The 20369-nt window shown below is 59.4% G+C and carries 24 protein-coding genes; 8 read left to right on the forward strand and 16 right to left on the reverse strand.

All coding sequences use genetic code 11. The features are described from left to right. Positions 1–157: 157 nt before the first annotated feature. On the reverse strand, positions 158–427 hold the full coding sequence (locus XI08_RS16050) for a hypothetical protein (RefSeq protein ID WP_271575129.1): 270 nt from the start codon (positions 425–427) through the stop codon (positions 158–160). Between the two features lie 139 nt (positions 428–566). On the opposite strand from XI08_RS16050, the gene XI08_RS16055 reads away from it, so the two are divergent. The 5 genes from XI08_RS16055 to XI08_RS16075 all read left to right on the forward strand — a co-directional run bounded on the left by XI08_RS16055 (position 567) and on the right by XI08_RS16075 (position 5740). After that, positions 567–1820 (forward strand): Tm-1-like ATP-binding domain-containing protein, encoded by a 1254-nt coding sequence (locus tag XI08_RS16055; protein WP_271575130.1) that lies wholly within the window; start codon positions 567–569, stop codon positions 1818–1820. Then, positions 1807–2637 (forward strand): phosphoenolpyruvate hydrolase family protein, encoded by an 831-nt coding sequence (locus tag XI08_RS16060; protein ID WP_271575131.1) that lies wholly within the window; start codon positions 1807–1809, stop codon positions 2635–2637. Before XI08_RS16055 ends, XI08_RS16060 begins: the two co-directional genes overlap by 14 nt. Before the next feature lie 28 nt (positions 2638–2665). Then, a complete protein-coding gene (locus XI08_RS16065; protein ID WP_271575132.1) occupies positions 2666–4444 on the forward strand; it encodes an FAD-dependent oxidoreductase in 1779 nt (592 codons plus the stop codon). Between the two features lie 329 nt (positions 4445–4773). Next, complete coding sequence (locus XI08_RS16070) at positions 4774–5250, forward strand: Lrp/AsnC family transcriptional regulator (RefSeq protein ID WP_038950841.1); 477 nt, start codon at positions 4774–4776, stop codon at positions 5248–5250. Positions 5251–5335: 85 nt separating this feature from the next. Further along, a complete protein-coding gene (locus XI08_RS16075; protein ID WP_258763445.1) occupies positions 5336–5740 on the forward strand; it encodes a pyruvate kinase alpha/beta domain-containing protein in 405 nt (134 codons plus the stop codon). A 209-nt stretch (positions 5741–5949) separates the two neighbouring features. On the opposite strand, the gene XI08_RS16080 is transcribed toward XI08_RS16075, so the two are convergent. From XI08_RS16080 to XI08_RS16150, 15 genes are all read right to left on the reverse strand, one after another. Next, positions 5950–6801, reverse strand: coding sequence for a hypothetical protein (locus tag XI08_RS16080; RefSeq protein ID WP_271575133.1), 852 nt, complete (start codon positions 6799–6801; stop codon positions 5950–5952). Beyond that, positions 6776–7195 carry a hypothetical protein gene (locus tag XI08_RS16085; protein ID WP_271575134.1) on the reverse strand — a complete coding sequence of 140 codons (420 nt, stop codon included), beginning with the start codon at positions 7193–7195 and terminating at the stop codon, positions 6776–6778. The genes XI08_RS16080 and XI08_RS16085 overlap by 26 nt, the downstream gene beginning before the upstream one ends. Then, on the reverse strand, positions 7192–7380 hold the full coding sequence (locus tag XI08_RS16090; protein WP_271575135.1) for a hypothetical protein: 189 nt from the start codon (positions 7378–7380) through the stop codon (positions 7192–7194). Before XI08_RS16090 ends, XI08_RS16085 begins: the two co-directional genes overlap by 4 nt. Before the next feature lie 373 nt (positions 7381–7753). After that, complete coding sequence (locus XI08_RS16095; protein ID WP_271575136.1) at positions 7754–8026, reverse strand: hypothetical protein; 273 nt, start codon at positions 8024–8026, stop codon at positions 7754–7756. Further along, the gene (locus XI08_RS16100; RefSeq protein WP_271575137.1) at positions 8019–8309 is read right to left on the reverse strand and encodes a hypothetical protein; all 291 of its coding nucleotides are present in this window, start codon (positions 8307–8309) and stop codon (positions 8019–8021) included. The genes XI08_RS16095 and XI08_RS16100 overlap by 8 nt, the downstream gene beginning before the upstream one ends. Before the next feature lie 150 nt (positions 8310–8459). Then, positions 8460–9206, reverse strand: coding sequence for a hypothetical protein (locus XI08_RS16105; protein ID WP_271575138.1), 747 nt, complete (start codon positions 9204–9206; stop codon positions 8460–8462). 57 nt (positions 9207–9263) lie between these two features. Further along, positions 9264–9797, reverse strand: coding sequence for a restriction endonuclease (locus tag XI08_RS16110; RefSeq protein WP_271575139.1), 534 nt, complete (start codon positions 9795–9797; stop codon positions 9264–9266). Between the two features lie 146 nt (positions 9798–9943). Then, the gene (locus XI08_RS16115) at positions 9944–10621 is read right to left on the reverse strand and encodes a recombinase family protein (RefSeq protein ID WP_271575140.1); all 678 of its coding nucleotides are present in this window, start codon (positions 10619–10621) and stop codon (positions 9944–9946) included. Positions 10622–11684: 1063 nt separating this feature from the next. After that, complete coding sequence (locus XI08_RS16120; RefSeq protein ID WP_271575141.1) at positions 11685–11951, reverse strand: hypothetical protein; 267 nt, start codon at positions 11949–11951, stop codon at positions 11685–11687. Positions 11952–11993: 42 nt separating this feature from the next. Beyond that, on the reverse strand, positions 11994–12464 hold the full coding sequence (locus tag XI08_RS16125; protein WP_271575142.1) for a hypothetical protein: 471 nt from the start codon (positions 12462–12464) through the stop codon (positions 11994–11996). 117 nt (positions 12465–12581) lie between these two features. Continuing rightward, positions 12582–12803 carry a hypothetical protein gene (locus XI08_RS16130; protein WP_271575143.1) on the reverse strand — a complete coding sequence of 74 codons (222 nt, stop codon included), beginning with the start codon at positions 12801–12803 and terminating at the stop codon, positions 12582–12584. A 151-nt stretch (positions 12804–12954) separates the two neighbouring features. Then, positions 12955–13995 (reverse strand): hypothetical protein, encoded by a 1041-nt coding sequence (locus tag XI08_RS16135; RefSeq protein WP_271575144.1) that lies wholly within the window; start codon positions 13993–13995, stop codon positions 12955–12957. Positions 13996–14373: 378 nt separating this feature from the next. Next, positions 14374–15405 carry a transposase gene (locus XI08_RS16140; protein ID WP_271575145.1) on the reverse strand — a complete coding sequence of 344 codons (1032 nt, stop codon included), beginning with the start codon at positions 15403–15405 and terminating at the stop codon, positions 14374–14376. Positions 15406–15615: 210 nt separating this feature from the next. Continuing rightward, a complete protein-coding gene (locus tag XI08_RS16145; RefSeq protein WP_271575146.1) occupies positions 15616–16260 on the reverse strand; it encodes a hypothetical protein in 645 nt (214 codons plus the stop codon). Beyond that, positions 16257–17168, reverse strand: a complete 912-nt coding sequence (locus tag XI08_RS16150) for a ComEC/Rec2 family competence protein (protein ID WP_271575147.1) — start codon at positions 17166–17168, stop codon at positions 16257–16259. Before XI08_RS16150 ends, XI08_RS16145 begins: the two co-directional genes overlap by 4 nt. Before the next feature lie 541 nt (positions 17169–17709). Between XI08_RS16150 and XI08_RS16155 the strand changes: the two genes are divergently transcribed. Genes XI08_RS16155 through XI08_RS16165 form a run of 3 tightly spaced genes read left to right on the forward strand, consistent with a single transcriptional unit; the run spans position 17710 to position 20355 of the window. Next, on the forward strand, positions 17710–18288 hold the full coding sequence (locus XI08_RS16155) for a hypothetical protein (protein ID WP_271575148.1): 579 nt from the start codon (positions 17710–17712) through the stop codon (positions 18286–18288). A 38-nt stretch (positions 18289–18326) separates the two neighbouring features. After that, positions 18327–19148 carry a hypothetical protein gene (locus tag XI08_RS16160; protein ID WP_271575149.1) on the forward strand — a complete coding sequence of 274 codons (822 nt, stop codon included), beginning with the start codon at positions 18327–18329 and terminating at the stop codon, positions 19146–19148. Between the two features lie 10 nt (positions 19149–19158). Continuing rightward, the gene (locus XI08_RS16165) at positions 19159–20355 is read left to right on the forward strand and encodes a phospholipase effector Tle1 domain-containing protein (protein WP_271575150.1); all 1197 of its coding nucleotides are present in this window, start codon (positions 19159–19161) and stop codon (positions 20353–20355) included. Positions 20356–20369: the final 14 nt, after the last annotated feature.

Genomic DNA, 20369 nt, shown 5'->3' on the forward strand with positions numbered 1-20369 from the left:
TTGCTCCACCCGCGCCACTTGGCGTACAAAACCCCGAGACTCTAACCGCCACCGGATGAAAACTCAGTGGCAGGTCACTTGAAGCCAAACCATTCCTTCCGCCGAAGTTCGAGCTCCTGTCCGGCATCAACAGGTACGCCCGCCGCCGACCGCTCGATCATAGATGCGCGCGGAAATTGGCGACGCCGGTGATGCCGGCATCCTTCAACGATTCGGCCCTATCCTCCCAGCAAGCGAACGGGTCGATCATGATTATCGCCGCATAGAGAGCGGACGTTGCCTGGTCGAGGGTTAGCAAGTCTCGCAAAAGACAGTCGTTCCAGTCGAGGATTGGCAGGGTCGCCATGACCAGCCGGAAGCCTTTTAGAAGGCTGCGCAAGGAGGGCGCGTAGACTTGCAATTGTGCGCCTTTAGCTATGTCCGACATCTGTGTAGCAAGTTTGCCGCAAACTCTCGCTCTCAACGTTTCTACCCAATATTACCCATTTGGCCGCCTCACCAATCTTATACCCGGGTAGAGCCGGGTCTAGACCACCTGTAGTTAGGAATGGTCTGGGAGGAAGATCGTGTCTCACCATTGTACGGACGACCAGAGGTCGGCCCGTGATGGTAACCTGTCCGAACTGGCGACTGGATCCGCGGCTACGGATGCGGTCGCGATCGTGGCCACGCTGGATACCAAGGGCCGCGAGGCGTCTTACCTTGCGGACATTATCGAGGCGTGCGGCCGCAAGACCATCCTGATCGACGTCGGCACTGGGAGGGATGGCGGCGACAAACCAGCCGATGCGAAGACCCCCACGGAACTCTTGAAGCAGATTGCTGAAAGGACGCGCAGTAAGGTTGGTGATCTCCTGGGGGCAGGAACGATCAGCGCGATTGTCGGGGTTGCGGGGGGTAGGGGAAGCGCGGTTTTCGGCGAAGTTGTGTCTGAGCTGCCTTATGGCTTTCCGAAACTTCTGGTGAGCAGCGCAAGGCCTGCGCTACTCGCCGAATTGGCCACTCACAGCGACATCATCCTCTATCCGACGCTGGTCGATCTGTTCGGCATCAATGTCTTTACCACTAGGGTGCTCAAGAACGCGGGGCGGGCCATTGCGGCCACGCACTATGCTCCCGTCAAGCTTGGGCGAGACAAGAAGATCGTTGCGATAACGGCCTTCGGCGTGACCACGCCGGCCGCGAATCAATGCGTAGCGCGGCTTGCCGACGCCGGCGTAGACGCGATCGTCTTTCCGGCTAACGGGGCGGGCGGCCGTAAAATGGAGCGGCTGATCGCGGCTGGTGAATTCGACGCCGTCATTGATTTGACCATAACGGAGCTCGCAGACGAAATCGTTGGAGGCACCGCAAGCGCCGGTCCGGATCGGCTCAAGGCAGCGTCGCGGCAACAGATTCCGCAAGTGATCGCGCCCGGTGCGATCGATATGGTCAATTTTGGCCTGCCATCGAGCGTTCCTGATCAGTTTCGGGGTCGCCAGTTCTATGCCCATACGCCTTACACGACGCTCATGCGCACAACTGCGTCTGAGAACGCGAGCATTGGCCGGCTTACGGCAGAACGGCTATCGCGTGCCAAAGGACCCACGATGGTCCTTTGGCCGGCGAAAGGCGTATCCGATTACGACCGCCAAGGAGGCATCTTCTACGATCCCGACGCCGACAAGGCTTGGCTGGATGCGGTCAAGGGACATCTCTCCGCGCACGTCATGGTCCGCGACCTGAACTGTCACATTAACGATGGCGAGTTCGCCGAGGCTGCCGCGGCATGGATCCTGGAACAACTCACGCAAGAAGGTGCATCCCATGCGGATGTTTGACCGAACCGAAATTATTTCCAGGATCGAAGGACAGGTGACGGAGCGAAAAGCAATTCTCGCGGCAGGAAGTAGCTGCGGCCTGGTCGCGAAATGTGCCGTTCTTGGAGGTGCCGACATGCTGGTGGTCTACTCGACCGGCCTGTCGCGTCTGATGGGGCTTCCCACGAGCCGGATTGGCGATTCCAACGCACGCACGCTGGAGCTTGCGGCGGAAATTCGTAACGTGGTGTGTTCCGTGCCGGTAGTTGGCGGTATCGAGGCTTGGGATCCTCTCCGGCTCGACCTCGATGCTCTCTTGGACAAGTTCTGGGCTGCTGGGTTCTCCGGCGTCATCAACTATCCGACGATCTCAACCATGGGCGACAACTGGCGTGACCGCCGCGGCCGCGTCGGCCTTGGCTTTGAACGTGAGGTCGAACTGATCGCTCTCGCGCGAAAGAAGAATATCTTTTCGCTCGCCTATGTCGCAAGCCCTCAAGACGCCAAAGCGATGGCAAGTGCAGGGGCCGACTGCATCGTCCCACATGTCGGCGCAACGCGCGGTGGCCTTGTCGGTCATGAGGAGGGGCAATCCCTTAAGGAGGCGATCCGGCGCATCAATGAGATCAACGCGGCGGCGCGAAGCATCCGGTCGGACGTGCTCTCGCTTTGCCATGGTGGGGCAATTGCCGAGCCTGAAGATACGATCGAGGTCTATCGGACGACCGAGTGTGTTGGCTTTGTTGGCGCATCCTCGATCGAAAGAATTCCAATTGAGCGGGCAGTGAAAACAGCGGCGGCGGAATTCAAAGCTGTCCCGCTTCCGCAAACTCATTGATGTTCACTGCAACGTGCAGCGAGGCCGTATGAACGCACCAAATGACCGAGCTAAGCCGGACACGATCGCTTTCGCCTCAAAAGGAGGGACGAGGGCGGATCAGGACTGGGAGACAGATGTCCTCGTGATCGGAAGCGGTGCGGCCGGGCTGTCGGCGGCGCTCTATGCGGCAAAGGCCGGACTGCGCGTCATTGTATGCGAGAAATCTCCGCGACTTGGCGGAACGACGGCCCTTTCGAATGGCATGATCTGGGTTCCTTGTTCTGCACAGGCGCGCGCGGCTAACATCGATGACACCATCGCCAATGCGAGGACATACCTGCAGCACGAACTCGGCGTTCATTATCGTGCGCAATTCATTGATGCTTATCTTGAAGACGGCCCGGCGGCGCTAACCGCGCTCGAGAACGGCACGAGTGTCAAGTTTACCCTGGCCACTACGCCCGATTATCACTCGAGCCAACTTGGCGGCGCTGATAAGGGACGGGCACTGAGCCCGGCCCCCTATGATGGGCGGCTTCTCGGCAAGGACTTCGATTTGATTGGTGATCCCATTCGGGTTGTGCTCGGGGGCATGATGATCTCATCGAGCGAGGTGAGAAGCTTTCTCAACCCACTCCAATCTGTTGCGTCGCTCAAACACGTCGTAACTCGCCTGAGCCGCTATGCGCGGGACCGGCTCAGCTTCAGGCGTGGTACTGAGCTCAGCGGTGGGAATGCCTTGATCGCGCGGCTGCTGGTGAGCCTGCACGAGTACGGCGTAGAAATTTGGCCATCTTCTCCAGCGGTCGAACTCACGCAGGAAGGCGGGCGCGTCACGGGTGCCATTATCAAGCGGATCGACGTTGGCATCCGCGTGCGCGCCTCACGTGGTGTTGTTCTCGCAACTGGCGGCTTTGCCCGGAACGCGCAGCTGAGAGCGGACGTCAGTGGTGCACACCAGCATGATGTTACGTTGGCCCACGCCGATGTTAACGGTGATGGCATTGGGCTTGCAACTACGCTCGGGGCCGCCATCGACAAAGATGTCGCATCGGCAGGCTTCTGGACGCCGGTTTCAATTCTGAAACGCGGCAGCGGCTCGCAGGTTGTGCCATACGGCTGGCTCGACCGGGGCCGTCCTGGGGTCATTGCTGTCGGTCCAAACGCCAGACGCTTCGTCAACGAATCGAATTCGTATCACGATATTTGCCTGGCAATGTTTGAAAACGGCTATCCAGCAGATAAGCGATTCTACTTCATCTGCGATCACCAGTTCGTTCGATTGAGGGGCATGGGGCACCTACTGCCATGGCCCTGGACGTTGAGTATCGGTAAATATGTCCGCCTTGGCTACGTCAAGGCAGGTGAAACGATTTCTGAGCTCGCAAAGCAGCTGGGACTAGATCCCGCTGTGCTTCAAAAGACGATCGAGGAACACAACGCGCACGCTGCCCAAGGACGGGATCCCCTCTTTAAGCGTGGGGAATCGGCTTTCAATCGCACGCTCGGCGATCCGACCGTCGGAAAAAATCCAAATCTTGGACCAATCAAGAACGGACCATTTGTCGCGCTGCCGATCGTTCCGGCAACGCTTGGCACGGCAACCGGATTGGCGACGGACAGTTACGGAAACGTCCTGGATGCACAAGGCAATGCAATCCAGGGTCTTTATGCTTGCGGCAACGACATGACGTCGCCGATGCGCGGGATTTATCCCGGGGCAGGCATAACAATCGGTCCCGCCATCGTATTCGCATATCGCACTGTCAACGCAATAGTGCTTTCCGCTGATCAGGAGCAAAAAGCCGTCGCCTCCAGAGCTTGACCATCTACCACACTCGTCTGTGGCGGGGAATATGTGCTCGGGTCCGGGGCGCGCATCGATAGAAACGTCGGCCCCGACCCGCGACATCCTCGAGGGGCGGCCGGGTTCGAGTTTGGTGAGCCCCGGCGGAGGGGGAGATCGCCGCACCAACTGTCTACGATGTATCGCAAAGAGCTGGGCTCCCAACAGGTGTTCCAAGACATATGACAGCGCGAGAAATCGATCGTTCAACAGCTAGGCGGCGTAGTGAGGAGTCGAAAATGTCAGGACAAGCAGCGCAGGCGTCTGCTTCCCCGACGCGATCGCAATCCGCTGGCCGCGAGGCAGTGATGCAACTCGACAAGATCGATTTTCGTCTTCTTGATCTTGTCCAACGAGACAATCGCCTCTGTAGTGAACAACTTGGAGGGAAGGTCGGCCTATCCGCATCCGGAGTTCAACGTCGGCTGAAACGCCTTCGATCGACGGGTGTCATAGAGGCCGACGTTTCCATCATTTCTCCAAAAGCAATTGGCCGTAATGTGACCGCAGTGGTTCTCATTTCCTTGGAGCGCGCGCGTGCCGATACCGTTGATCGTCTAAAGAGGCAAATTCGCAACATGCCTGAAGTGATGAGCGCATTCTGCGTTACAGGTCTGGCTGACCTCGTCTTGCTCGTTACCGTAAACGATATGGAAGATTACGAGCGGTTTGCCCGGCGCCTTACAGACGAAAGTTCAGACATAAAGCGCATTGAAACAATGGTTGTCATGGATCGGTTCAAAGCAGGATTTACTTTGCCAATAGCCTCCATCGCATGGTGTTAAGCGACTGACGAAGAGGACATTGGCTTGCTCAACTACCGTCGACCGCAGTCCGTAAGGGGCGGCTTTGGTCTTTATGACTAGATCGATGTATCGGTCGCTGATTGAGGCTTCTCGAGCTGACGTGGAGAGGACCCCTTCGCATGCCGTCGCGGCCGCGGGGGCAGATCTTGCCGCTAAAATTGGCGCCAAGGTCATCATCGGGTTCACGGCAGGCGGGACGACGGCTGCTCGGATCTCGCGCAGCCGGCCGCCGGTGCCGATCCTTGCCCTTACCCCGGACGAGAAAGCGGCTCGGCGCATGTGCTTGTTGTGGGGGGTGCACAGTGCCGTGTCTAGCGGTCCTTCTGGTTATGAGGAGATGACGCGGATCGCCTCGGCGGCCGTGCACCACGAAGGCTATATTCGATTGGGCGACTTGGCTTTGATTGTCTCTGGAGTGCCGTTTGGACTTAGAGGCGCGACAAACAATCTTCGCGTTGTCGCTTGTTAGGAAAATGCCCTTATCGCGCTGCAGAAGGCCACCCGATCGTCATATGGACCACCTCAGGATTCAGCTGTGACCGGGACCGATATTGCTTGAGTTCGAGGCAGCATCAGCCTTCCAAGCTGAATACGAGGGTTCGATTCCCTTCACCCGCTCCAATCTTTTCAAACACTTCCAGCATCCTCAGTTTTCCATTCGGACAAGCGTGCTGCTGCTCATTCGGACAAATGTCCATCTTTCGTTCGCGACGCGCGGCGCTTTTTGGTGCCGCTGACAATCTGCCGCGTGGTGCGTTTCACGTATTTCGGCAAGGTCTTGATCGTTGCCTTTCGGCCCTGTGCCATGATCTCCCGATCGGTCAGCTCGGCATCTCCGGTCTCGGTGAAGCCGCCGTGCCTGAATGATGCGAAGGATAGCTCGTCGCGCAATCCGGCTGCGCGAATCACCTCTTTCACCTTGCGGCTCATGTGGGTGAAGTCTGGCGTGTCTGGCTTCGGCCACGTCGGCCAGGGACCGCGGTTGCCCCAATCGCGACAAAGCATCAGGCCGCCGATGCGGTCGCGCTTGATTGCGTCGAGTTCGGCCATCAGTTCGGGGTAAAGCGCAGCGCCATCATCGTCGAACAATGGCACCCAGCCGCTTTGCTTCGTCTTCTCGTCGACAACGCGCACCATGTTGGCACGCTCTTTGGGACGATAGTGCGAAACGTCGAAGGTCGCGAATATGTCGGTCTCCCGCTGCAGCCATTCCCAGCCGATCAGCGCGGCGGTGGCGAGAGAGGAAAGGCCCATCTCGACGGCCTTGGTGCGGAACGCCATCAGCTCGTCATAGGTCGCGGTCGGTGTTTCGCGGTCGGATGATCGCAAGCCCATTTTCGCGAACGGATTGACCAGCGGCAACTTGCCGGGATTCCGGCGAGCGCAGACATTCCACGCGCGACGGCAAGACTTCATCGCGTGATTGATGGTAGTGCGGCGCTCTCGCTCGACCGGGTCGCCCTTAGCGTCGGTTGTTCGAAGGATCAGCAGCTTCTCGTAAAGATCATCGGTCAGCGCCGCATCGATCACCGTCAGGCGCCAGACGCGTGCCGTCCTTTAGGATATAGCCGCCGACCAGCTTGAAGCCGACCTCGTGGTTGCGCTTCGATTTGGGATCGAGCTTGGAGTAGCGGCGATCGGCGCGGTACTCGGCGAACATCCAATCGAGCGTCCCGACCGCGGCGATCGCCGGGGTGGTCGCAGTGCTGGTGTCGCCGGTTCGCCACGCGTCAAACGCCGGCAGCAAAATCTCTTCGGCGCGCTTCACCGCGGCGGCATAGTCGAGACCAAGAGCCTCGCTGTGCAACGGACAGCCAGTGCGTTTCGCCCACGTCGGCACATGGAAGAAATGTGCCCATCCGGCGCCCGTCGGTTTGCGTTCGACGTAGCGGGGCAGCGGCAGGGCAGAGCGGGGCGGCTTCATAGCAGCTTCCGGAGGTCCGCAGAGGTTTCATCATGGGTGTCAGGTGCGCTGGCCGGCGCGGCGGGGACCACGATGATCTCGCCCGGGACGATCTCGATGCGCCAATCCTTCACGCCAGACTTCGCCGCGGCCTTCATGGCCTTGGTGAGGTCGCCCTGCTTGAACGATTGAGCGCCGCGCGACATGTCGAGAAGGTCTCCATCTGGGCGCCGGCCGGCCAAGCCACAGCGCGATCGTGGTTTCGAAAATTCGAAAACCGGGCCCAGATGAAGTAGGGAAAGGTTTTCGCGACCACCCGTTTGGCCACGGGGATATCTCGACCATGATCAGCAGCGATTGCGCGGCGTCCGTCAATTGGATTTTTCCTCACACAGAATGGCGCTTTGCTGAATGAATCCAGTTGCTGGAAAATCAGATACTTACAGTTAGGTCGCGATGTTTTGGCGCGCGATCACTTTTTCGATTGTTACCCACGCCGGCCGCTCACAGCCGGTCTTACGCGACTGAGGCCCCGGATCATCTCCGGGGCCTCTTTCATTTTGCTTTCTGTGGGTCCGACTAAGGTTGGGGCGCGGCGCTGTGAACACCGGTGCTTAGCCCGTCTTCTATCTGGTCGATCGGCGGCGGAAGCGAGAGCAAGCGATGCCGGCTGCTGTAGGATTCCAGCAGTCGCTTGGCGCGCTCGACGGTGTCCTCGGTCCGGCGCATCATCGCCAGCTCGCGCTCCAGCCTTTCGAACAGCGGAACCACCACCGGACCGTCACGTTCGATGAGATGCGCACAGAGCGCGAGCGCGCGCTCCAGGCGTTCGATCGTGACAGGTTCACTCATCGCTGTCGTCCTCCGCGGCGATGGCATCAACCAGGGCCGCATTATACGCGGCGCGGAATTCCGGCGTCGTCGGATCGTTTGGCAGCGGAACACGAGCGCCTCGGTCGACGCAAAACCACAAGCGCTCGCTGCGATCGCGCTCGACATACCTCGGCAGGGGGGTGGCCACACGCGTGACTTTGCGCGCGCCGGTCTCCTCGCGGAGAGAGATCAAGGAGACGAAGAGGGCGAAGTGTGGAAATGTCGAGTGATCGGACCTATGGTCCGGCTTAGCTTCAGTCATGTTCATCCCATGGTTGGAGTTAGGTCCTGGCCGGTGTTGGAAGCACCGGTCAGGTCCGCCTTTCATAGCGCGAATCGCGCGAAACCCCAAATTCCAACGTCCAACAAGACTCCCAGCTCGCAGCTTCAGAGGCGGTCACGGGCGCCTGGCCTAGATCCGCTGCTTAAGCTGACGATATCGTTTAGCAAGTTTCTGGGCCTCTGGTGTGTACTCGGGGGCAAATGACGAGCCGCCGTGGGCGAGAACCATGGCGAAGCTAAGGAGCTCAAGCAGCGTGATCAACCGAAGGAAATTGACGGCATTGCCATACTGCTCAAAGATGCCATGCAAAATTCCGTGCCGATTGAGCTGATCGAAGCCGTTGTAATCGTCGGTGTGAACGAGGAGCCGTTCCGCGAAGAAGTCGCGTAATCCGGTCAACATGACGATCCGTTCTTCGAAGGGATGCGGCGAACGATCTTCCTTAGCTATCAACTCTTCAAGCTCGGCGATGACCTTCCTGGTGCCGTTGCCGACCTCTCGCTGACTTTCCCGCGCAATCTTGCGGATGACGCCCTCTAGGACAGGAACCATCGTAGCCACGGCGGCATGGTGCAGTCCCATGAACCAAGCCGTGATCGCCTCAGCCATCTGCGCTTTAAAATCGCGGACATGACGTGTGTGTCCGTACAGCCCGATCAAGAAGCTAGCGAAATGTTGCTCATCATAGACGGCCCGCAGCACAGTCTCTAGTTCTGCTTGCTTTTGTGGTTCGGCGGCCCGTTCGATTGTCCCGGCACAATAGGACAGCGCGCCGAGCGGAATGTACGCCGGAACAACCCAATCGACGCTCTTAAATATTGCTGCCAGACGATGGATGCCGCTGGCCGAAATGTCAGTGGTAGGCTGCGCAGGCATGTCTCGATTTCCCTCACCAAGTCTGAGGCCGGCGGCGGAGCCGTTCGGGGGGGCGAGCTAGCTTGAATTGGCGATCGTCGTCAAACGCTGCATAAGCTGCGTCCCGTCAATCAATTCAAGCCTGGACGGCATAAAGGGAGCGATCAGCGGATCTTTGCGCAACAAAGGCGCAAAGTTAGATGTCGTCGTTAGAAACCCTTTGGACGCGGTGTCGGTCTGCAGCACGCCCATGAGGGCGCGCACGTCATTAGCGGTCACCAGGTGATCAGGAGCGTAAGCCTTCACCTGATCAATGACGCGGACGCTGCCAAGTCCATGCTTGACGGCAATTACATCTCGACCGAGATCGGCGCTACGCGGCGTCAGAGTGACCTCGTCGAAGCCCGCTTTTTTGTAGGCACCGGCAATGATCTCTTCCCATTTTTGCGCTGGAATCTTGAAGGCCAGTGACGGGTCTGCTTCAAGCTGCTTGATGATTGCGAACCATGGCAGCGCAACCGCTTGGATCAGCCGTCCCTCGCTCGATTTATTGCCAGGAATGATCACCGCTTGCATCACCAGACTGGATGAAGCGGTAGCGGATTTGAACAAATCTGCGTTTCCCACTGCGACGAAGGATCCAGTGCGCGGCTCAAGGCGCACAGTGCGTGCGGTTGAGCCGCAATCAGGACATGGCTGGTGACCCAGTTGGTCTAGGTCGTCCAGCATGGACTTCCCACATCCAGAACAAATTACACTCATTTTGCGAGCGCGCCTTCTTCGCGCGCGAGAATGCGCTGGACTGTCTTCGCATCGTACTTGTCCAAGCCGAACTCGCTCATCCAGACGAATGCGATGCTGCGCAGGCTATCTCGGTTGGCCTGCATACCTCGGGCGCGCCTCAGCGCGTTTTGCTCATTGGTGTTCGGTACCAGCCGGCCATCGACGACATCGAATCCGAAGGGCCTTTTGCCGCCATTGTAGAGGCGCTGCGACGCGCGATGACGCTTGGCATCGCGCACCCGCTCCCGGATGCGGTCGCGCTCGTTCTCGGCCACCGCAGAGAGGATGGTGAACACCAGCTTGCTGATGCCGTTGCCGGTCACGTCGCCGCCGAGGTCGATCATGTGGAGTCCGACCTTGTCCTCCTTGAGCTGCTCCAGGGTGCCAAGCGCATCGGCCGCGTTCCGAAAGGCGCGATCCAGCTTGGCGGTGATGATAACGTCACCGGGCTCCAATGTGGCCAAAAGCGTATTCCCCTGGACACGTTCGGCCAGCGGCACACCGCCCGATATGCCGTCCTCCACGAAGAATTGCGTCACCTGCCAGCCCTTCATCATGGCGTAGCCGGTAATCTGCTGCTGTTGCGTTTCCAGCGACATGCCGCCGCTGACCTTTTCAGCCCTCGAAACCCTGCAATATCCGTAGACCTTCACGGCAGCCTCTGTGGCGTTGCTTTAGCAATGCCACACTGTGGTCAATGCCACAGGCAAAAGCAAGGGAAACCAGAGTTGCGGAATCCTTGTTTCGGACCCGGCATCGTCAGGCTCGTTTGGCTTCGCGCAGCTCAATCGGAGGGCGTGCGGGACAGTTGTGCTTGACCAAGGGATGTGATCTTTTTCTGGCACACAGCTGGGGGCGTAGTCCGTGCATGTTCGGTGGCTCGACTGAGCACCGCATCGGATTCATGAGGCCGGGTGCGAGCCATCCCGGTCGCCCAGGTCGGGGGTGAAATGGTCGGATTGGTAGTAATTGGCGCGATTGTCGCGTTTTTGCCGTTTCTCATCTGCGCGACCGGGCGCGGCGGTGTTTGGAAATTTCTTTGTCTGCTGTGCTGCATCCTCGCTTTAGTTGGCAGCGTGAGCATCGTTGGTGGCATCGTCGCTTGGATTTTGGCGTGGGTCTTCGCTGGCGTTGCTCTGTCAGCCGCTCATACTGAGAGGCGCATGGCGCGCATGGAGAGCAGATCACGCATGGCAAGCGGCTCCACGACCGGACCATTCGTCCCGGATGGAGTTGAAGCCGGTGTCCCGTATCGAATGCTTAAGAATGGCGCGATCGACGCGATGATGCAGGGGTCGGTGGTCCCGCTTTGCGAACATGGATCGCTTGCTCGATGCAACGTCCGGGGGATTCCTACCGTCCACAAGTGGTGCTGATACGCCAGCGGACGACTTCGGATCGAACGAGAGGCAACCTTGGAAGTTAAATCGCGATCTCGCTTGTGTGATCGTGGTTGTCCTCGTTGTGGTTGCGATCATCTATCTCGCGTGAAGCGCCGACACCGAGATGGTGCGATTTCGTTGGCGGGGGTAGCGTCCCCCTATCGAGGTCACCGGCGTGCCTCAACACCGGTGCTGCGAATGCTACCATCGCCCGCCGGGGCGACGGGCGCGGGGCTGTAGCTTACCTCTCCTGCCTCAAGGACATAGTTCAATGATGGGGCTGTTCTCGGCGATCGTGGACAGAGAAGCCCCGCAGCCCCCGGCGCGGGGCCTTCTAGTTCGGCTCCTCGGTGAACCTCTCCGGTTCACGAGAAACTCCACCGGATTTCCGGGATTTGGGGAAAAGTTCATCCATCGGGATCGCCTTGACGAACCGTGATGAAGCGGTGTTGAGGATTTGAGACGCCTTCTCGTGCGGGCTGGTGAGCTTCAACAGGTGATCCTTGATCGCCTCGACTTTCCAGACTGCCTCAGTGACACCCGATCCGCCTGGGCTGTCCTCAATGATGTGAAACACGTACTCGCGGCCAACTTCGAACATTCTGTTCTCCTGTTCTGGCACATGCAAACTGAGGGTGTGTCTTCAGCCCTTCTTCGGATATACCCGCTCCAGCAACTCAACCATCAACTCGGCGAAAGTTGCTTCTGTCGCAGAAGCAATCGGAAAATCTTTCCCGAAGTTGGTCGTCGTATGCATATGGCGCACTACCACCTTGCCAAACGCGCTGACGTTCACGCTCACCCTAGGATCGTTGCTCGTGGGCTTTCCGTCGCGAACGAGCATCAAATAGAAGCGCGCTTTGGCCGGCGCCACGTCGTCTTCATAAGTTTCTCTAAACTCCATTCGCTGATCTCGGATCGATGCATTCACAGCATTGCAGGCGCTCGTCACGAGAGGGCGCGCTTGATCCCAGGCCAATTTTGCTTCAACTTTCTGCCGAGTCTTGTCGGCCTCTTCTTTGGCCGCGGCATCAGCCTGCGAGGCAAGCTCGGCATCGTTCGCCTGCTTGCGTATTGCGACGCTTGCGAGCCTCTTCGAGAGTTCGTCTTCCACCGAATGCTCCTATGATTCGCGAACGCTTACGGTATCACGCGCCCTGACACACGTCAGGGTTACGCTGAACGCGTGCGGCTGACAAAGTCCAGACCGCCAGGGACGCCAGGGCTCCGGCTACTCGGCCTGGACCATGGTCGGCGCCTTCCGGCTGGCGCGCGCGGCCGCAACGCTGCGGATCGTTTCAAGGCGCGCGGCAAGGATACGCTTGCGCTCGCTCGCCTGCTGGCGCGCCAGGGCTTGCCGTGCATCCCGTTCGGCCTCGCTCTCGACGGGCGCGGGGGCGATCTGGCGCGCGTCAGGATGCCGCCGGCGCCAATGCCATGTTGAACGCGGCATGCCTGCTACTTCCCAAGGCGCTGGCTGCTTCGCATCACGTTGGCACCGCCCCGGGTTTTTCCGCCTCCAATGCCACGTGCTCTTGGGAATGCCCTCGACAACCTAAGGCGCCGGCTGTTTCGGGGTTTCGTCTGCGGCATCTGCACGCTCATCAGCCCACCTCGCACGGCGGAACGCCGTCGTCTGTCAGCGACCACGCGTCGTAAGCGGCAAGAGCCACGGCGTTCTGCGCCTCCGTCTTCGGCAGGCCGCCGAGAATTAGCAATGGTTCTTTCAGCTCTCGCGCAACCACGCCATCTTCGCCCGCGCCGTAGGGACGAATGCGCCTCTTGAGATGCCTGCCGAGCAGCGCGCCGGTGCGATGGTAGATCTGCCGATAGAGATTCTCGACCGCTCTTTCTCGGTCGCGAAGCCCGCGCATGATCTCGTTTTCGAAGAATGGATTGGCCTCAATGAGATTTTTGCGCGTGAAGAACCAGGCGAGCTCTGAAATCACCTTTCCATCGAACTGCGCAATTTCATGGCTGTAGCGGATGCTCCAGAAGTTGCTCTGCTCAAGCATTGGCTGGACGAAGCTCTCGATGCCGCAACCGGCTGGGTAGAAGCTTCCGATGTCTTCGTGCCGGAAGTCGCGAAACACGTAATGCATCAATTCGACGACGCCGCTGTCGCCGCAGCCGGAAATCAAAACACGTTCTTTCTTTGCCGTTCGCAGGCCTGGGCGATATTGAAGCGCCGAGCCGGATTTCCAATAGCTGAAATCGTCGATGGAAAGCCGGTTCTGCTCATTTCCGAAGCCCACGGCAAAGACGGCCAGATCGACCGTGTGATCGACCGTCGAGCCTCGCCGTCCCTTGATGGTGAGCTTCACCCCGCCGTCCGGATGCGGGCGACATCCCACCACCTCGGCGCGGGTCATCAGAAAGATAGGCAGATCTCCATAGTAGGTCTGGAATTCGCGAAGCCAACGATGCGCAACGTCGCTTGCGGTGCCCTCGGACCATTGGAAAATCGGCGCCTTGTAAATGGCGCGCGAATAGCCCGGGTCGAAGCGGGGCGGCAGGTCCCGCGAGTTCAAGTTGACGCTGATAAAGCGGCTGTGCGAGTTCCTGAAGCGGTCCAGCAGTCGGTCGGCCTTTTCATAAATATGCACGACACATCGTCGCTGCACGGCGAGGCTGACGGCGATCATCAGCCCGGAGAAGCTGCCGCCGACGATCGCGACGACGCTGCCGTGCTTGATTTTTGTTGAGCCTGGTCAGGGCCCAGGCGAGATTGGCTGCGCGGGCCTGTTGATGCAGGATCGAGATGTTGTCGTTGCTGTATCCCGTTGCGACGTAGGCGCCGGGGCAACGGCGCAATTGCGCCTCGTCGAGCATCCCGGTGGCTTGTTTGTTCAGAGAGGGTCTGTCCATCGGGTGCCGGTGATCGCGTTGGCTGGCACGGCGTTGGTCGCGCCGCGGAATTGTTCTAAAGAGGATCTGGAAAGGTGCGCGGCGGTTCTAAAAAATGATCATGCTCAAACGACAAACCAGGGCGCAATGGGCAGTCATCCTCATCTCATCGCTCCTTAAGCGGAGGTGTCGACGACTGCCTCGATCCTCAGGCCGTCGGTGTTGAGGGCCTTGATGACCGCCTGGTTGAGACCGCGCATGTATTTGAGCGTTTCCACGGCCTCTTTTGCGTAGGCCATGAAGTCAGCCCACATGAAGCCCATGAATCCGGAGTTCTCCCAGGACTCGAAGATCTTGGCCTTCTGCTTGTTACTGTGGGCAAGCCCACCATAGATGATGATGTCGACGAGGGTGCGTAAGAGCATGTAGCCGTCGGGAAAGGTCACGGTCGCTGGATTGTCAAGGTAGTCGTTCAGCTGGTTGCGGGCATCTTCGAAACATTCGCGCGCGGAAGGCGGCATCCACTCCTTGTCGTAGATGACGGCCAGCGAGGCGATTGAGAGCCTGTCATTGCGCTGGCTGAAGATGCGAGGGGGACGTCCACGGCCCCGATCAGGAAGCTTCACGCCGTGAGCGGCTGCGAAGCTTTTGGCCCCCATCGGGCGGCCTGCCGTGACGGCGGCCCGGATCTGGTTGGCCGCATCGCGCGTCGTGCCTTTGGCCAAAAATGCCTCCCAGGCAAAGACGCGGCTGGCGAGCCCTGCGGCCTCGATGATGTCCGAGCATTCGGCCTGGTGCGCGCGGTAGCTCGACCATGGCCGGAGTGCTGCATGCCCGCACAGATTGGCGCGAACCGGATTGAGCAGAACGTAGCGCACCGCCTCGAGCAGGTGCGGTTCATCGAGCGCTGCGGAATAGAAGCGGCTTTGCCAGAGCGCGCCGGGGCGGTCTTGCCTGCGGTTGACGAGGCGCGCAAAGCTGCGTGACGCTTCGCCCATGCAGCGGCCTAGCCCGTCGGGCCTGGAGGGGGTGAGGATCAGATGGACGTGGTTGGGCATCAGGCCGTAGGCCCAGATCGCCGTGCCGGTGCGCTGCGTTTCGTGCTGCAGAATGCTCAGGTAGCTTCCGTAGTCCGCCTCGCCAAAGAACACGCGTTGGCGCTCAAAGCCGCGATGGGTCACGTGAAGGGGATGGCCCGGTGCAACCATCGAAGGATCGTCACGGCGGGTTTAACTCGTGAAGCGGTAGAAACTGCTGCGTGAGACGGCTTCACCAGGTGTCTACGCAGACAAGAGCGTTTAGTCGTGACGCCGATTGCTGCAGATAGCGCGGCGTGCCCCGTTGTGGGCGGCTGCAAAGCCGAGCTCCGATTGCCTGATGGATTGGATGCCAATCGCAATTGCGTGTTCGACGTCGCGTCAGGAGCTGGCGGCAACCCTTCTGGTGGCGTGGATCGCGAGCACATTGGTCACAAAGCGAACGCCGCTGTGACGTGCCGCAATCGCACAGACCAGGTATTGTGCGGCAAACAGGGCGGCGGCTGCCGCGCATGCGATGCCGGACGAACCTGCAAAAAAGAGCGAGGCAGGCACAAGCGGTATGAGCATGATCGAGATGCCCGCCATATCACGGTACAAAAGGTACAGTTTGTGTGCCTCCGCGACGGCGGGGTCGCGGCTCACTCTCCTATAGAGCTTGTACCATTTCGCATTCTGCTCCTGTGGATCGCTGGGCAGCACGCCGACGTTTCGCTTGAGCGCGGCCATGTCGATGCGCGCGTCGGCAAGAGCATGCCTCGTGAAGGCTTCACTGCCCGGCAGCGGGTTGGCAAACTTCCAATAAACGAGGCGAGCCTTGGCCTCGTGAGAGAGTAGACCATTCAGGATCAGTACCGCGACGGGGAGCACCGGCGCCAGGCTCGCACGCAGAGCCGTGAACGAATCGGCGCGCACCAAGCCTGGCGCGACGAACAGAAAAATCGCTCCGGCGTCGAGCATGGCCATCATGACCAGCCACTTGATGTTACCGGCCTTGAGTGTCTCGGATCGGCTTGCGGCAGTCATTTTGCGGGCTGCAGCGTGTACTCGGTTTCGACGGTGATACTGCCGATGTAGCCGGAAAATGTGTTCTGGTGCTCGTTATCGAGGTCGTCCCGCGAGTATCGCGGATTGGATGCATAAATATGGACTCTATCGCCTTGCAGATCGAAAGTGATGTCACCCGCATGATTCTGGGTGATCTTCTTGTACCCAGTGTAATAATGGAGATGGCGGGAAGGTGCCTCACCGATCACGATGATCTGCGGATCGAGTTTTTCCAGCCAGCTGTCGGGAATCTTGCCGGATTTTCGGCCGTGATGCGCCGCAAACACCACGGTGGTTTTCTCCAGCTTGATGCTGTTGGTGATGCTCTCCATGAACTCGGTCTCGAGGTCGCCGAGCCACAAGAAGCTGGCACCGCCGCTCATGGCATAGCGGATCACCGCTGACATGTTGTTATAGCTGATCCCTTCCTCACCGTCAGCAAGCGCTTCCTTGAAGTGCGCGTTCGACGTATCCGGCCACAGGATACTGATGCCAGCGGAGCCTCGCTCATCGTCGTCCTGGTTCATCCAGCGACGCGAACATCCCTTGTAGATGTAGAACGCCTTACCGGTATCATCGCGGAGCTTGCAGTAATGCTTGAAGGACTGCGTCTCGTCATCCTTGATGACACTGTTCTTGACCACGTAGAAGTTCAGGATTGGCATCTTGGCGTCGAGGCGCTCGATGCCGCCAAAGTGGTCGTCGTCGGGGTGCGTGGAGATAAACCGTGTGATCCCCTTGTCGGCCGACTGCTCCTTCAGTTCCTTGATGATCCTGTCGGCGTTATCATAGTTCAGGTCGCAATCGATGATCGTGAAGTTGTCGCTCGCGTGCCGGATGTAGAAGGTGTCGCCATTTCCGACGGCGAAACTCTTAATGACGGTCATCGCAACACCGCCTTCCGGTGGCTTTCGGGCCGCGGCGGCCGCGTGTCGCTGCGGTCGTGGCCAAGACGATCAGATACGTGTCGCAAAGGCATGCTCCTACGTTCGCGCGCCCTTACGGGGCGCCCGTTTTTCAACCTTGGAGAAGTCGGAAAAACTCGTGCGAGTGGTCCCGCCTGCTGGTCGGCGATATGGGGTTGCCTAGGAACCGCGCAAGGCCGAAACGTAAAAATCTTCTATAGATGGCCGCTTATTGCAACGAATCACCAGGGACAGCTGACGCAGATAGGACAATATTGCTGACATGACTAATTGTTCGGCAGGTACGTGGTGATCATTTCGGTTGGATGAGGTGGGCGCTGGGCTCGTTGAGAAACCCCTGCCAGGACAACGATGAACGAGTCGCGGGCCCCGCCCCCGAGTTGGAGCGGGGACAACAAACAGGGGTGGCTTGCGGTTGCGATGCAACCATCGGTAAATGTTGTTCCAGGTTGGCTTGGCGTGGGGGGGGGGAATGTCGCGATCTTCTGTGAGGGCCGCCAGTGTGCTTTTGCTGCTGGTGGCAATCTGTTGCGCTCCCGTGAGGTCCCAGCAACAGGGAGCACCGGCCATCGCCGCGGGGCCAGCGAGCCAAAATCAAGCTGCCGAGCAACCGCGCGGCGATCAGGCGGCTCAAAAGCCGGGGACACCCGCCAGCGCCACGGCTCAGGGGGCCGCCATACCAAGCGACCCGCAGAAGCAATGCGTCAAGCCCAACGAGTTTGCGGTCGAGCTGCGATCCGGGCGCAATCCGGTTGGCGCCTCTATCGTGCTTGCCACGAATTTCTTGCCGACAAACCAGCGTGTCGACGTTGGGGTGCGGGCTCCGTATGAAGAGGGTGTCCGGTATTTCGCGGGGATCGACTACGGAGACGAGACCTATCTGTTCAAGCGGCAAGACGCCGTAACGCACCGCGCGACCGAATCCGACCCGCTGGTGCAGAAACACCTGTTGGAGCCAGATCAGACCATTGTCACCTTGAACATGGGCGATGATCTCGCCTGGTTTGGAGCCGGGTCGATCTGTATCTCTACACCTGCAACAGCCCGATTGGCCAATCGCCGTGGCGGGTCTCCTCCGTAAGTGTCCGTCTCAGTCCCTACTGGTTCAGCATCTTCGCGGTGATCGCAGAGGTGCTGATCTTGTACTTTTGGATCGCGTTCGCGCTTCGCAAGCAGGATCACACATTTGCATCGTTCCTTGCGGCGCTGAACCCCGCCAAGGTTTCCGCTGGACCCGACGGGAAGGGCAGTCTGTCGACCTTCCAGACGCTTGCCTTCTCGCTGGCGGTCGCCGCGCTCATTACGCTGCTTCTGCTGCAGACAGGCACCTTGGTGGATTTGTCCGGTTCAATCCTGACGCTCCTCGGGATCAGCGGCATCGGTGCGACGATTGCGAAGGGAACGGACAGCCAGCGCAACACGCTGTCCGCCGACAACCGGGCATGGCTCCTGAGACACGGCTGGATTCCAATGGCCAAGACGGTCGTGGACTCGTCGAATGCGACGTGGCGCGACTTCTTCACAACAGACGGTGTCTTCGATGTGTACCGCTACCAAAGCTTCATCTTTGGCCTTGTAGTGATCGGCGGTCTGATTGCGGCCGGGGTCAACCAGCTCTCGACGTTTGTCGTTCCAAACACGATCCTGGGCATCGTTGGCCTGAGCCAAGTTGTCTACATCGGCGGCAAGCTGGTCACCCCCACCAATATTTCCGATCTCAACGCTGCGATCGTCGGACTTCGGACGGAAGAGCAAAAACTCAAGGCCGCCGCCGTCGCGAAAAAGCAAGGCCAGGTGGCGAGCCTCGCCGAGGCCATCCCTCTGGTGGGGCAGGAAGCCTACGACGCGTACCGACAGAAGGCCAGAGATGTCGCCGCGATCTTCACGGACGCAACCGGCCTCGCCATCGAAGATGCGTCGATCGAACCGATAGTGACGTGACGGGGCTGACATGACCAAGAATATCCTGGTGTTCGCCGACGGTACGGGAAACGAGGGCGGTCTGTTGCCCGACGAAAGCCGCACGAACGTTTACAAGCTTTATCGGGCGACGCGGACCGGGCCCGATTCCATCATCGACCCCAAGCAGCAACTAGCGCTCTATGTTCCAGGCATTGGGACACCAGCACCCGGGCATAGTAGTCGTTGGAGCCACCTCAAGGAGACGGTCCAGCAGATGTTTGGATTCGGCATCACGAAGAAGATCGTCGATTGTTACGTCGCCCTCGTCGGCGTTTGGGAGCCAGGCGACCGCATCTATCTTTTCGGCTTCAGTCGCGGAGCCTACACGGCCAGGTGTCTGTCGCACGTCCTCGAGGTCTGCGGTGTTCCGCGAAACGAGCCGAACGGAGATTTCCTCAGCCTGGATCCGAAGTCGCTGCGACGGGTCGCCAGGGAGGCCACCTCCTGCGTCTATTGGCTCGGAATGCCGCGGGACAGCGCGGAAATCGATAGGCGAGCGGGAAATTTCCGCGACGCATACAAGTCGGAAGTTGGACGCGCCGCGGGCGCATCTGCCTACTTCATCGGAATATGGGATGCGGTGGCAGCCATCGGGTGGCAACGCTTCTTCCCGGATTGGGCCTACGACCGGCATTTTGCGTCAGATGTCCAGTATGCGCGGCATTTGCAGTCGATCGATGAAGGCCGGAAGGACTTCAAGCGAGTGCCGTGGGGCGGCAGTGGTACGGTGAGATGGCCCGACAGGCAGGGCGAACCGGAGCAGTTCGATCAGATCTGGTTCGCCGGCAACCACGCGGATATCGGCGGCAGCTATCCGGAAAATGAGTCTCGCTTGTCGGACATCACGCTTACCTGGATGGTTGAGTTCATCACCGAGAAGATACCCAAAGCAGGCCGCGTATTAGTCGATAAGAGCATGCTGCGGTTATACCCGTCCGCCGATGGCATGATGCACGACGAGTGCATGGTCGGCATGGGCGGCACCTCGCTGCATTGGTCAAAAGCCGTCCGGGACGTACTGGACACGGCGCAACTTCATCAGACGGTCTACGAGCGGCTCGCGATGAGGTCTGTGCGCAACTACACGAGCTTCGGTCCGTATCGGCCGGTCGCTTTACAGCGACACCAGAAGGCGAAGACATTCTTCGACGCGACTTCGGATGGAGATGTTGAGACCAAGCGCTAGCACCAAGGTGCCCT

The sequence above is a fragment of the Bradyrhizobium sp. CCBAU 11361 genome, assembly GCF_028128935.1.
GTDB lineage: Bacteria > Pseudomonadota > Alphaproteobacteria > Rhizobiales > Xanthobacteraceae > Bradyrhizobium > Bradyrhizobium niftali.